General features: G+C 61.5%; 10 protein-coding genes. 7 read left to right on the forward strand and 3 right to left on the reverse strand.

Going from position 1 to position 13,599, the window contains the following annotated elements; genetic code table 11:
- From HU806_RS03295 to cobA, 7 genes are all read left to right on the forward strand, one after another.
- Nucleotides 1–576 carry an ANTAR domain-containing response regulator gene (locus HU806_RS03295; protein WP_186609881.1) on the forward strand — a complete coding sequence of 192 codons (576 nt, stop codon included), beginning with the start codon at nucleotides 1–3 and terminating at the stop codon, nucleotides 574–576.
- Nucleotides 577–808: 232 nt separating this feature from the next.
- The gene (locus HU806_RS03300) at nucleotides 809–2,020 is read left to right on the forward strand and encodes a nitrate/nitrite transporter (RefSeq protein WP_186609882.1); all 1,212 of its coding nucleotides are present in this window, start codon (nucleotides 809–811) and stop codon (nucleotides 2,018–2,020) included.
- A gap of 9 nt (nucleotides 2,021–2,029) precedes the next feature.
- Nucleotides 2,030–3,700, forward strand: coding sequence for a bifunctional protein-serine/threonine kinase/phosphatase (locus HU806_RS03305; protein WP_186609883.1), 1,671 nt, complete (start codon nucleotides 2,030–2,032; stop codon nucleotides 3,698–3,700).
- 438 nt (nucleotides 3,701–4,138) lie between these two features.
- A complete protein-coding gene (nirB, locus tag HU806_RS03310; protein ID WP_186609884.1) occupies nucleotides 4,139–6,592 on the forward strand; it encodes a nitrite reductase large subunit NirB in 2,454 nt (817 codons plus the stop codon).
- Nucleotides 6,589–6,906, forward strand: coding sequence for a nitrite reductase small subunit NirD (gene nirD, locus HU806_RS03315; protein WP_025212685.1), 318 nt, complete (start codon nucleotides 6,589–6,591; stop codon nucleotides 6,904–6,906). The genes nirB and nirD overlap by 4 nt, the downstream gene beginning before the upstream one ends.
- The gene (locus tag HU806_RS03320) at nucleotides 6,906–9,623 is read left to right on the forward strand and encodes a nitrate reductase (protein WP_186609885.1); all 2,718 of its coding nucleotides are present in this window, start codon (nucleotides 6,906–6,908) and stop codon (nucleotides 9,621–9,623) included. Before nirD ends, HU806_RS03320 begins: the two co-directional genes overlap by 1 nt.
- Nucleotides 9,624–9,633: 10 nt before the next feature.
- A complete protein-coding gene (gene cobA / locus HU806_RS03325; protein ID WP_186609886.1) occupies nucleotides 9,634–10,389 on the forward strand; it encodes a uroporphyrinogen-III C-methyltransferase in 756 nt (251 codons plus the stop codon).
- 560 nt (nucleotides 10,390–10,949) lie between these two features.
- Here the strand turns inward: cobA and HU806_RS03330 are convergent.
- The 3 genes from HU806_RS03330 to HU806_RS03340 form a co-directional block, all read right to left on the reverse strand.
- Nucleotides 10,950–11,984, reverse strand: a complete 1,035-nt coding sequence (locus HU806_RS03330; RefSeq protein ID WP_186609887.1) for an OmpA family protein — start codon at nucleotides 11,982–11,984, stop codon at nucleotides 10,950–10,952.
- Nucleotides 11,985–12,091: 107 nt separating this feature from the next.
- A complete protein-coding gene (gene sigX, locus HU806_RS03335) occupies nucleotides 12,092–12,682 on the reverse strand; it encodes an RNA polymerase sigma factor SigX (RefSeq protein WP_025212681.1) in 591 nt (196 codons plus the stop codon).
- Between the two features lie 91 nt (nucleotides 12,683–12,773).
- Nucleotides 12,774–13,598 carry a mechanosensitive ion channel family protein gene (locus tag HU806_RS03340; protein WP_186609888.1) on the reverse strand — a complete coding sequence of 275 codons (825 nt, stop codon included), beginning with the start codon at nucleotides 13,596–13,598 and terminating at the stop codon, nucleotides 12,774–12,776.
- Nucleotide 13,599 lies beyond the last annotated feature (1 nt).

Consider the following 13,599-nt stretch of genomic DNA (forward strand, 5'->3'; position numbering starts at 1 on the left):
ATGCTGCGTATCCTGCTGATCAACGACACTGCGAAAAAAGTCGGCCGCCTCAAGGCTGCCTTGATTGAAGCCGGGTTCGAAGTGATCGACGAATCCGGATTGACCATCGACCTGCCTGCGCGCGTCGAAACAGTGCGTCCGGACGTCATCTTGATCGATACCGAGTCACCCGGCCGCGATGTGATGGAACAAGTGGTGCTGGTCAGTCGCGACCAGCCACGACCGATCGTCATGTTTACCGACGAGCACGACCCGGATGTGATGCGTCAGGCAATCAAGTCGGGTGTCAGCGCCTACATCGTCGAAGGCATCCATGCCGCGCGGCTGCAACCGATCCTCGATGTCGCCATGGCCCGCTTCGAAAGCGACCAGGCCCTGCGCGCCCAGCTCCTGGCCCGGGACCAGCAACTGGCCGAACGCAAACGCATCGAACAGGCCAAGGGCATGCTGATGAAGATGAAGGACTGCAACGAGGAACAGGCCTACACCCTGATGCGCCGCCAGGCCATGAGCCGCCAGCAGAAGCTGGTCCAGGTGGCGGAGCAAATCATCGCAATGAATGAATTGCTCGGCTGATCGTCGTAGCGCCAGGCCCCGTTGGCACAGATCTCGCTTAAGCAACTCCACAGGTAACCAACGGCGGTTGCCCCACCTACGACAAAGACGTCGCACATCCTCTTCGCCTCCGGGCGCTCAGGGTTGCGGCGTTTTTTTGTTTTGGTCCTTCGGGACCGGTGGTGCGACCACAGGCGGCGCACTGCTCAAAGCACTGACTCATTTCTCGAGACTTTTACAGCTGAGGTGCGCGATGAATTCAAGCTTCTGGAAATCCGGCCACACCCCGACATTGTTCGCGGCCTTCCTCTATTTCGACCTGAGCTTCATGGTCTGGTACCTGCTCGGCCCACTGGCGGTACAGATCTCCGCCGACCTGCACCTGACCACCCAACAGCGCGGCCTGATGGTGGCGACACCGATCCTGGCCGGCGCCGTGCTGCGCCTGTTCATGGGCCTGCTGGCCGACCGGATTTCACCCAAGACCGCCGGCATGGTCGGCCAGGTGATTGTGATCGGTGCGCTGTTCTGCGCCTGGAAACTGGGCATCCACAGCTACGAACAAGCGTTGCTGCTGGGCCTGTTCCTGGGTGTCGCCGGTGCTTCGTTCGCCGTCGCCCTGCCGTTGGCGTCCCAGTGGTATCCGCCGCAGCATCAGGGCAAGGCCATGGGCATCGCCGGTGCGGGCAACTCAGGCACCGTGCTCGCCGCGTTGATCGCACCGGTCATGGCCGTGGCCTTCGGCTGGACCAACGTGTTCGGCTTCGCGGTGATCCCACTGGTGATCACCCTGGTGCTCTTTGCCTGGCTGGCGAAGAACGCTCCGGAGCGGCCGAAAGCCAAATCCATGGCCGACTACCTCAAGGCCTTGGGCGACCGTGACAGCTGGTGGTTCATGTTCTTCTACAGCGTGACCTTCGGCGGCTTCATCGGCCTGGCCAGCGCCCTGCCTGGTTACTTCAACGACCAATATGGCCTGAGCCCCGTGACCGCTGGCTACTACACCGCCGCCTGCGTGTTTGGTGGCAGCCTGATGCGTCCATTGGGCGGCGCACTGGCGGACCGTTTCGGCGGAATCCGCACCTTGCTGGGCATGTACACCGTAGCGGCCGTTTGCATCGCCGCGGTCGGCTTCAACCTGCCGAGTTCCTATGCGGCGCTGGCCCTGTTCGTCTGCACCATGCTCGGCTTGGGTGCGGGCAACGGCGCAGTGTTCCAACTGGTGCCACAACGCTTCCGCCGCGAGATCGGCGTGATGACCGGCCTGATCGGCATGGCCGGCGGCATCGGCGGCTTCGCCCTGGCGGCGGGCATGGGCGCGATCAAGCAGAGCACCGGCAGCTATCAACTGGCACTGTGGTTGTTCGCCAGCCTCGGTGTCCTGGCGTGGTTCGGCCTGTACGGCGTCAAGCGTCGCTGGAGAACCACTTGGGGTTCGGCAGCTGTTACCGCGGCTCGGGTATAACCTGCAACCATGAGCCTGCAATTGAGTTTCGCCGAGGCCAGCGCCATCGGCCCTCGGGAGGAAAACCAGGACGCCCTGCGCCTGGTCACCCCGGCCCCGGCCCTGGCTGCCAGCAAGGGTTACCTGTTCGCCATCGCCGACGGCGTGAGCCAGTGCGCCGATGGCGGATTGGCCGCCCGTTCGACCTTGCAGGCCCTGGCCCTGGATTACTATTCCACGCCGCAGACCTGGGGCGTGGCCCAAGCGCTCGACCGGCTGCTGCTGGCGCAAAATCGCTGGCTGCAGGCCAACGGTGGCGGGCAACCGCTGCTCACTACCGTCAGCGCGCTGGTCCTGCGGGGTCGGCGCTTTACCCTCGCCCATGTCGGCGATTGCCGGGTCTATCGCTGGCACGCCGATCATCTGCAACGGGTCAGCGAAGACCATGTCTGGGAACAACAGGGCATGCAGCATGTGCTCAAGCGTGCCCTGGGCTTGGATCAGCATCTGATCCTGGACTTCCTCGACGGTGAATTGCGCACCGACGAAACCTTCGTGCTGCTCAGCGACGGCGTCTGGGCGGTATTGGGGGATACGGCCATTGCCGGTATCCTTCGCGACCAGCCGGACCTGAATCTTGCAGCCCAGACCTTGGTCAACGCCGCGCACCTCGCCGGCAGCCAGGACAACGCCAGTGCCCTGCTGGTGCGCGTCGATGCCTTGGGCGAAGCCAGCATCGGCGATGCGCTGATCCAATTGCAGCAATGGCCCCTGCCGCCTGCGTTGAAACCGGGCCAGGTATTCGAGGGCTGGCAGATCGAAAGCCTGCTCGGCCAGAGCCAGCAATCGTTGCTCTACCGGGTCCACGACGGCCAGGGCCAACCCTGGCTGCTGAAAACCTTGCCCGTGCAGCTACGGGACGATAGCCGGGCCGGTCAGGCGTTGCTCTCGGAGGAATGGTTTCTCAAGCGCGTCGCCGGGCGGCAGTTTCCCGAGGTCCATGGTGTTCCCCAGCGTCAGCATTTGTATTACGTGATGCGCGAGTATCCGGGCGCGACCCTGGCCGAGCTGTTCAACCAGGGCGGGCCGCTGCCGCTGGCCCAATGGCTGGACCTGGCGCAACGGCTGGTGCGGGCGGTGGGCCTGCTGCATCGACGGCAGATCTATCACCGCGACATCAAGCCGGAAAACCTGCACCTGGGCGACGACGGGGAATTGCGCTTGCTGGATTTCGGCCTGGCGTACTGTCCGGGCCTCTCCGAAGACCAGGCCAATGTTCTTCCAGGCACGCCTAGCTACATTGCGCCGGAGGCGTTCGGCGGTACATTGCCTACGGCGCAGCAGGATTTGTACGCCGTCGGCGTGACGCTGTATTACCTGCTTACCGGGCATTATCCCTACGGCGAAATCGAAGCCTTCCAACGTCCGCGCTTTGGCGTGCCGGTGAGTGCCCATCGTTATCGGCCCGACCTGCCGGAATGGCTTGGGCTAAGTCTGGATCGCGCGGTGGCGGCTGATCCGGCCCAGCGCTTTGAAACGGCCGAAGAATGGTTATTGCTGCTGGAACAAGGCGAGCGTCGCAGCTTGAGCGTAAGGCCCAGGCCCCTGCTGGAGCGTGAACCGCTGAAGGTCTGGCGGACGTTGGCGCTGGGGTCGTTGGTGGTGAATGTCGTGCTGCTGTTTTTGGTGTTTCACTCATAACCGTGGCGAGGGAGCTTGCTCCCGCTCGAGCGCGCAGCGGTCGCCGTTTTTTTGGGTCTGCTTCGCCCGAAGCGTCGGACCGGCCCAGCGGGAGCAAGCTCCCTCGCCACAAAAACTTTTTCGCTCGCCCTTCCGCGCTCCATTACCGGGCAACACGCTTTGATTCGGTGCAATAAATCCCCCTTCACCTCACCCTCCCCCGGCTTCAGCCAGTAAATCCGGGGTGCCGAGCCACTTGGCACAACCGCTGCATAGCCTCTCTCACCATACATAAAGCAACGCCTCCAACGATGAAGGCGGTGCTTCCCGAGAGAACGGGACCAGGACAAAGGCGTCCTCGCTAGGCCACTAGCGAGACGCCTTTTTTTGTTTTCGTAAAAATGTCGAGCCAGTCCGATCGCCGTGATGAAACCGGACCTGAGCTTGCGGAGAACCCTGATGAAAAAACTCAAACTGGTAATGATCGGCAACGGCATGGCCGGGGTTCGAACCCTCGAGGAACTGCTCAAGCTGAGCAACGAGCTCTACGACATCACGGTATTCGGCGCCGAGCCTCACACCAATTACAACCGCATCCTGCTGTCGCCGGTGCTGGCCGGAGAGCAAACGTTCGAAGACATCGTGCTCAACGACCTGAGCTGGTACTTGGAAAACAACATCAAGTTGCTGCTCAACCGCAAAGTCGTGGAGATCGACCGCATCAAGCGCCGGGTCATCGCCGAAGACGGTAGCGAAGCCGAATACGACCGCCTGCTGATCGCCACCGGCTCCACGCCGTTCATCTTGCCGATCCCCGGCAACACTCTGGACGGCGTGATTGGCTACCGCGACATCGCCGACACCCAAGCGATGATCGACACCGCCAAGACCCACAAGCACGCCGTGGTGATCGGCGGCGGCTTGCTGGGCCTGGAAGCCGCCAACGGCCTGAAGTTGCGCGGCATGGACGTGACCGTCGTGCACATCGGTGAATGGCTGCTGGAACGGCAGTTGGACAAGACCAGCGGCCAACTGCTGCAAACCGCCCTGGAAAACCGCGGCCTCAAGTTCCGCCTGTGTGAACAGACCCAAGCCCTGCACGACGCCGGCAATGGCCGGGTCGGCTCGGTACAGTTCAAGAACGGCGACATCATCCCCGCCGACCTGGTGGTGATGGCCGCCGGCATCCGCCCCAACACCGAACTGGCGGAAAAATCCGGCATCCCGTGCAACCGCGGGATCCTGGTCAACGACACGATGCAAACCTACGATCCGCGCGTCTATGCCATCGGCGAATGCGCCAGCCACCGTGGGACGGCTTATGGCTTGGTAGCCCCGTTGTTCGAACAAGCCAAGGTCTGCGCCAATCACCTCGCGCAACTGGGCTTCGCCACTTACAAAGGCTCGGTCACGTCGACCAAGTTGAAAGTCACCGGCATCGACCTGTTCTCCGCCGGCGACTTCATGGGCGGCGAAGGCACCGAGACCATCACCCTTTCCGATCCGATCGGCGGCGTCTACAAAAAACTGGTGATCAAGGATGACGTGCTGGTGGGTGCCTGCCTGTACGGCGATACGGCGGATGGCGGCTGGTATTTCCGTCAGATCCGTGAGAACCACGGCATCAGCGAGATCCGCGATCACCTGATGTTTGGGGAAAACGCCTTGGGCGATGTAGGCCACCAAGGCCAGGACAAAGCCATGAGCATGGCCGACACCGCCGAAGTCTGCGGCTGCAACGGCGTGTGCAAAGGCACCATCGTCAAGGCGATCCAGGAACACGGGCTGTTCAGCGTCGATGACGTGAAAAAACACACCAAGGCCGCCAGTTCCTGCGGCTCTTGCGCCGGCCTGGTGGAACAGATCCTGATCAACACCGTGGGCGGCGCGGCGGACGTCAAGCCGAAAAGCGAAAAAGCCATCTGCGGCTGCAGCGATCTCAACCACGGCCAGATCCGCCAGGCGATCCGCGACCAGCACCTGCTGACCATCGCCGGGACCATGAGCTACCTGAACTGGCGCACTCCCAACGGCTGCGCCACTTGCCGTCCGGCCTTGAACTATTACCTGATCTCCACCTGGCCCGGCGAAGCCCAGGACGACCCGCAATCGCGCCTGATCAACGAACGCGCCCACGCCAACATCCAGAAAGACGGCACCTACTCCGTGGTCCCGCGGATGTGGGGTGGCGTGACCAACCCTTCCGAGCTGCGGCGCATTGCCGACGTGGCCGACAAGTACAACGTGCCGATGGTCAAGGTCACCGGCGGGCAACGCATCGATCTGCTGGGCATCAAGAAGCAAGACCTGCCGGGCGTGTGGAAAGACCTCGACATGCCGTCCGGCCACGCCTACGGCAAGTCCATCCGCACCGTGAAGACCTGCGTTGGCAGCGAGTTCTGCCGCTTCGGCACGCAGAACTCCACCCAGCTTGGCATCGAGCTCGAGCACGATTTGTTCAACATGTGGTCGCCGCACAAGGTGAAGCTGGCCGTCTCCGGTTGCCCACGCAACTGCTCGGAAGCTGGCATCAAGGACGTCGGCATTATCGGCGTCGATTCGGGCTGGGAGATGTACATCGGCGGCAACGGCGGGATCAAGACCGAGGTCGCCGAGTTCTTCGTCAAGCTCAAGACCGCCGAAGAAGTCCGCGAATACAACGGGGCTTTCCTGCAGCTGTACCGCGAGGAAGCCTTCTACCTCGAACGCACCGTGCATTACATGCAACGGGTCGGCATGGAGCACATCAAGAAAGCCGTGTTGGAGGACCCGGAGCGGCGCAAGGCCCTTCATGAACGCCTGAAGTTTTCCTTGTCGCTGGAACAGGACCCGTGGAAGCAACGCCTGGAACAGCCTGAGTTGAAGAAAGAGTTCGAAGTCATCCCCGTGAAGACCTTGGAGGTGCCGGCATGAATTGGCTGGATATCTGCGCGCTGGAAGAGATCAATATCCTCGGTTCGCGCATCATCAATGGCCCGAAAGGCGATATCGCGATTTTCCGCACCAGCGACGACGAAGTGTTCGCCCTCGATGACCGTTGCCCGCACAAGGGTGGCCCGCTGTCCCAAGGGTTGGTCTACGGCAAGCGCGTAGCCTGCCCGTTGCACAACTGGCAGATCGACCTGGAGAGCGGCCAGGCCCAGGCCCCCGACGTGGGCTGCGCCCATCATCATTCGGCGCGGGTCGAGAACGGCCGAGTCATGCTCGCCCTGCGGGACGCAAGCTGATGAACCGCCAGACCACTGCCTCGACCTGCTGTTATTGCGGGGTCGGTTGCGGCGTCCTGATCGAGCATGACGGCGAGCGCATCCTCGGCGTCAGCGGCGATCCCGCCCATCCGGCCAACTTCGGCAAACTGTGCAGCAAGGGCTCGACCCTGCACCTGACCGGTGACCTCGCCGCGCGCGCCCTGTATCCCGAGCTACGCCTCGGTAAAAGCCTGGCCAGGGGCCGCACCGACTGGGACAGCGCCCTGGATCACGCCGCCAGCGTCTTCGCCGACACGATCGCCGAGCACGGCCCCGACAGCGTGGCGTTCTACATCTCCGGCCAGTTGTTGACCGAGGACTACTACGCCTTCAACAAACTCGCCCGGGCGTTGGTGGGTACCAACAATATCGACAGCAATTCGCGGCTGTGCATGTCCTCCGCCGTGGTGGGCTACAAGCGCAGCCTCGGTGCCGACGCCCCACCCTGCAGCTACGAAGACCTGGAACTGAGCGACTGCGTGATGATCGTCGGCAGCAACATGGCCTACGCGCATCCGATCCTGTTTCGCCGCCTGGAAGAGGCCAAATCCCGCCGGCCGCAGATGAAAATCATCGTCATCGATCCCCGGCGCACCGACACCTGCGACCTGGCGGACCTGCACCTGGCGATTCTGCCGGGCACCGACGTGGCCTTGTTCCATGGGATTTTGCACCTGCTGCTGTGGGAAGACTGGGTCGATCGCAGCTTCATCAAGGCCCACACCGAAGGCCTGGCGGACCTGAAGAACCTGGTGCGCGACTACACGCCGACCATGGTTGCTCAACTGTGCGGCATCAGCGTCGAGCAACTGCACCAATGCGCCGAATGGGTCGGCACCTCCCCGAGTTTCCTGTCGTTGTGGTGCATGGGCTTGAACCAGTCCACCGCCGGCAGCGCAAAAAACAGCGCGCTGATCAATTTGCACCTGGCCACCGGCCAAATTGGCCGGCCGGGTGCGGGGCCGTTCTCGTTGACTGGCCAGCCTAACGCAATGGGCGGCAGGGAAACCGGCAGTCTGTCCAACCTGCTGCCGGGTCATCGCGAAGCCAGCAATCCTGAGCATCGCGCCGAGGTCGCCAGCTATTGGGGCGTGGAACAACTGCCCAGCACTCCGGGGCTGAGCGCCATTGAGCTCTTCGAACAGGTGCGCAGCGGCAAGATCAAGGCCCTGTGGATCGCCTGCACCAACCCGGCCCAATCGATGCCGGACCAGACCGCCGTGCGCGAAGCCCTGCAAACTTGCCCGTTCGTGGTGTTGCAGGAAGCCTTCCGAACTACCGAGACCGCCGCGTTTGCCGACCTGTTGCTGCCGGCGGCCAGTTGGGGCGAAAAGGAAGGCTCGGTGACCAATTCCGAACGGCGTATTTCCCACGTTCGCCGGGCAATAAACGCACCGGGCGAAGCACGTCCGGACTGGGCCATCACCGTGGATTTCGCACAGCGCCTGGAAAAACGCCTGCGCCCGAACCTACCCAGCCTGTTCGCCTTCGACGCGCCGGCCCACCTGTTCGACGAATACAAACAACTGACCCGCGGCCGCGACTTGGACCTGTCCGGCATCAGCCATGCGTTGATCGATCGACTTGGCCCACAACAATGGCCTTTTCCCGAAGGCGCCACGGTTGGAACGGCGCGTTTGTACGTCGACGGGATTTTTCCTACCGACAGTGGCCGTGCCCGGTTTGTGGCCGAACCCTATCGCGCCGCCAAGGAGCTACGTGACGCACGCTACCCGCTGACCCTGAACACCGGTCGTCTGCGGGACCAATGGCACGGCATGAGCCGCACCGGCACCGCTGCGCAGTTGTTCGGGCATGTGAACGAAGCCGTGCTCAGCCTGCATCCGGACGAACTGAATCGCCATCGTCTGCAAGCCGGCGATCTGGTCAGCCTGAAAAGCCGTCGCGGCAGCGTGGTCGTGGCGGTGGACAGGGACGAGAGCGTTCGCCCTGGCCAAGCCTTCCTGCCCATGCATTGGGGCGACCGGTTTCTCAAGGGCGGCGTAAATACCCTGACTCAGCCGGCTTTCGACCCGTTGTCGAAACAGCCGGAACTCAAGCACAGCGGCGTGCGCCTGGAACCGGTGAACCTGCCTTGGCAACTTTTCGCCTTGGTCGAGGGCGATGTCCAACAGCATTTGGAGACATTGCGTCCATTGTGTGAGGCGTTTGCCTACGTCAGCCTGAGCCTGACTGGTCGGGAACGTCCCGCGCTGCTGATTCGCGCGGCCAGCGCCGTTGCGCCCGAACCACAACTGCTACAAGCGATCGACGAACAGCTGGGGCTGATCGATGGGCCGGTGCTGGCCTATGACGATCCGCGTCGCTCCATTGGCAAACGGGTGCGGATCGAAAATGGTCGCATCACTGCCATTCGCCTCGCCGGCGAAACCCTCGCACGGCACTGGTTGCAGAACCTGTGGCTGGAAGGTCGTGCCGATGAGCAGCTGCGGCGCTGGCTGCTGGCCCCGCTGAGCGCGCCGCCGGGCAACGTCGGCGCCACCGTGGGCGGCGGCAAAACCCTGTGCAATTGCATGAACGTCAGCCAACGCGCGGTGTGCGCCGGCATCGAGCGTGGCTTGGACTTGCAGGGACTGAAAAAAGAACTGGGTTGCGGCACGCAATGCGGTTCCTGCGTACCTGAAATCAAGCGTCTGCTGGTTGCCACCGCGCAACCAGTGGCCGCGATCTCGTGAGGAAAACACTATGAACGCAAAAGTCTGGCTGGTGGGTGCAGGTCCTGGCGACCCTGAATTGCTGACCCTCAAAGCCGTGCGCGCCTTGGGCGAGGCGGATGTGGTGTTGATCGACGATCTGGTCAACGTCGCGGTGCTGGAGCATTGCCCCGCTGCGCGCGTCATCGCCGTGGGCAAGCGCGGCGGCTGCCGGTCCACGCCACAGGCGTTCATTCACCGGCTGATGTTGCGTTATGCCCGCCAAGGCAAATGCGTGGTGCGCCTCAAGGGCGGCGATCCGTGCATCTTCGGTCGCGGCGGTGAAGAGGCGCAGTGGTTGCGCGAACATGGCGTCGAAGTGGAATTGGTCAACGGCATCACCGCCGGCCTCGCGGGCGCCACCCAATGCGATATTTCACTGACCCTGCGCGGAATCGCCCGGGGCGTGACCCTGGTCACGGCCCACACTCAGGACGGCAGCAGCCTGAACTGGCAAGCCCTGGCGCAAAGCGGGACCACCCTGGTGGTGTATATGGGCGTGGCGAAATTGAGCGAGATCCGCGAGCAGTTGTTGGCCGGTGGCTTGGCGGCGGACACGCCCGTGGCCATGATCGAAAATGCCTCCCTGCCCCACCAGCGCGACTGCCGCAGCGACCTGGCTTCGATGGAAGCCGATGCCAGCGCGTTTCAACTCAAGAGCCCGGCGATCCTGGTGATTGGCTCGGTGGCCGGCGCTGCTGAACTGGCCGCCTCGCAGCCTGCCTGGGCCCAGGCTTGCGCCCTCTGACAGCCCCCCCGACCCAATGTGGGAGCTTGCTCGCGATGGCAATGTATCAGCAACCTGAAGGGTGACTGACACACCGCAATCGCAAGCAAGCTCGCTCCCACAATGGGATTGAAGTACAGCCGCCGGAGACAGGTCGGCTGTCAGGCCGCCTCGCTTTTGATTTTGATCTGGGGCGCCCCGTTAACCACGCTGGCCGAACGCAGGTATTGCGTAGTGGGCACCTCGGCATGGATGCCGAGGTAGCCGCGCTGGGCCATGGATGGCCCTTCGCGGCGGGCCCACGGAGCAATGCCGGAGTGAGGGCACACCGAGCCTAGGCGAGGTGCCGAGTGGTGGGGCTTGAAGCGCTTTGGTTACTTTCGCGCTTTTCGAAAGTGACCCGCCGTCGGGGCGGAACCATAAGCCGCCGTTATCGCAGCAATGGATATGTACTCAGTCAGACCGTCATCGCGAGCAAGCTCGCTCCCAAAGGTCTTGCTTCGTCTGGCACAGACTGTCCGATAAATCCCAGACAAAGAAAAACCCGGCCTAGGCCGGGTTTTTCCAAAGCTGTGGGCTAATTACTTAGCTTGGGCTTCAACCTGCGCTTCTACGCGACGGTTAACTGCACGACCAGCGTCAGTGGCGTTGTCAGCAACTGGGCGGGATTCGCCGTAGCCAACAGACTGAACGCGGGACGATTCAACACCGTACTGGTTGGTCAGAACTTGCTTAACGGCGTTTGCACGACGCTCAGACAGCTTCTGGTTGTAAGCGTCAGGACCGACGGAGTCAGTGTGACCTTCAACAGTGGTGCTGGTGGATGGGTACTGCTTCATGAAATCAGCCAGGTTCTTGATGTCGCCGTAGCTGTTTTCTTTAACGACCGACTTGTCGAAGTCGAACTTGACGTCCAGCTCAACACGTACGACTTCAGCAACAGCTGGGCAGCCATCAGCGTCAACGGTTACGTTGGCTGGGGTGTCAGGGCACTTGTCGACGTTGTCGCACACGCCATCGTTGTCGCTGTCGGAGCAGACTTCAGCTGGCGCTGGAACTGGAGCAGCAGCAGGCTTGGAGCCGCCACCGAAGTTCACACCGATACCGACGCTTGGCGCCCACTCGGTGTCGCCTTGGTCGATGTTGTACTGGGCTTCAACGCCAGCACGGGCGTAGAAGTTGTCGGTGAAATACAGCTTGGCGCCGCCACCAACGTTGGCGAAGGTAGAACGGTTACGACCGTTGCTGCCATTCTGGTCGATGCTCTGGTCCGAGAAACCGGCCGAGACGTATGGACGCAGCATGTCGCCTGGGTTGTTGAAGTGGTACAAAGCGTCCAGAGCGGTGTTGGCGCCCTTGACGTTAGTGCCATCGTCAGTACGTGCGTTGTGCACTTCGTCGTAGGCCAGACGCAGTTCAACGTCGTCGGTCAGGAAGTAACCGACCGAACCGCCGAACAGGTTGCCGTTGTTCTTGAAATCACGAGCGCTGTCGAACATTTCTTTCTTGGCGAAGCCTTCGATTTCAACTGCGCCTTGGCCTTGTGCCAGAGCGCCGAACGAAGTGGCAGCAATCAAAGAACCAATGGCAAAGCCCAAGGTGTTTTTCAGTTTCATCCGTTAAATCCCCATCTGGTGATTGTGAAGCAGTCCCGCAAACCGGGGGACAACTCGGCGGCAAGTCTATCAGAACTTGCCTACACGTAAGAGATATTTGCGCCGAACTAAGTTTCAGCAATGCCCGCAAATTTCTCACGTAGCTTATCGAGCGCGCGCTTGTAACGCATTTTTGTCGCACTCAAACCCATATGCATTATGTCTGCGATCTCTTGGAATTCCAGTTCTGCGACAAATCGTAGCACCAGAATTTCCCGATCGATCGGGTTCACATAAACCAGCCAGCGATCGAGTCCACCCTTCTCCTCGGGCTTGGGCGCCTTTTCTTCAGACGCTTCCTCGAGAGGATCAAGGCTCAATGCATCCATCAAGCGACGCTTTCGCCGTTCCTTGCGATACTGCGTGATGCATTCGTTGTAAGTGATGCTGTATAGCCAAGTCTTGAACTTCGATTTCCCCTCGAAGTTCTTCAGGCCGTACAGCACCTTCAACATCACCTCCTGACAGACATCGTCAGCGTCGCGATCGTTCCCGAGATATCGTGCACAAACGTTAAATAATGTCCGCTGGTAGCGGCGCATCAACTCTTCGTAGGCCCGCGTAACGTGAAACAGCTCCGTATGCGCGCGCGCGACCAACTCCTCATCGGAGAGATCACGGGGGTCGTAGCGCGTGGATAGCGATTGGGGTTTGTTCAAAACAAGTCGGGCCGACAGTCTAGGTCAATGTGCGCCGCACCCTGCGGTGGCAGGCATTTTGCGGCGGCATACATTAGCAGGGTTTGCCGGGTTAGCGGCTACTCACATGCTGTTCCAGCAGGATCCGATTGGAAAGCGACACCAGCTCGCCCTCTTCGGTCAGCAATGTGGTTTTCACCGTGCCGATCTCTTCGATCTGGCCTTCGACCTCGCCAACACGCACTTGTTGTCCAACCTCATACAGCTCACGCACATAGATTCCCGCAAGAATCTGACCGGCGATTTCCCGGCTTCCCAACCCCATTGCCAGCGCAACCGCCAGACCAACGGTAATCAAGACGATCACGATCACATGGTTGAGCAGGTCAGTCTTGACCTCCAACTGGCTGATCGCGACCGAAATACTGATGATGATGACAAGCCCTTGGGCGATTCGCCCAAGCCCCGCAGCGTAGTCCAGTCCAACGCCCTCGGCGGCGCCACGTACCAGCCCGTTGGCCAGTTGCGCCAACAGGACGCCCACCAGCAACACCAACGCCGCGCCAAACACCTTCGGCAAATACAGCGCAAGCATGTCGAGCGTAGCTGAAACGCGCTCCAGGCCCAGGGACTCAGCCGCCGACACGAGGAAAATAAGCAGCACGAACCAATAGACGATCTTGCCCACCAGCGTCGAGATCGGCACCTGGATGCCGCCGCGAGACAACAGTTTGGTCAGGCCGGTGCCGCCCATCAGGCGGTCGAGGCCCAATTTGGCGAGCAGCTTGGAAAGCAGCGTGTCCAGCAGCTTGGCCACGACGAACCCCAGCAACAGCACCACCAGGGCGCCAAAAAGGTTGGGGATAAAATTAGCTATCTTGGTCCACAACGCAGTCATTGCCGTGACGAGGCTCTGGGTCCAGAGATCAAGTTCCATA

The sequence above is a fragment of the Pseudomonas sp. SWRI154 genome (genome assembly GCF_014268645.1).
Taxonomy (GTDB): Bacteria; Pseudomonadota; Gammaproteobacteria; order Pseudomonadales; family Pseudomonadaceae; genus Aquipseudomonas; species Aquipseudomonas marvdashtae.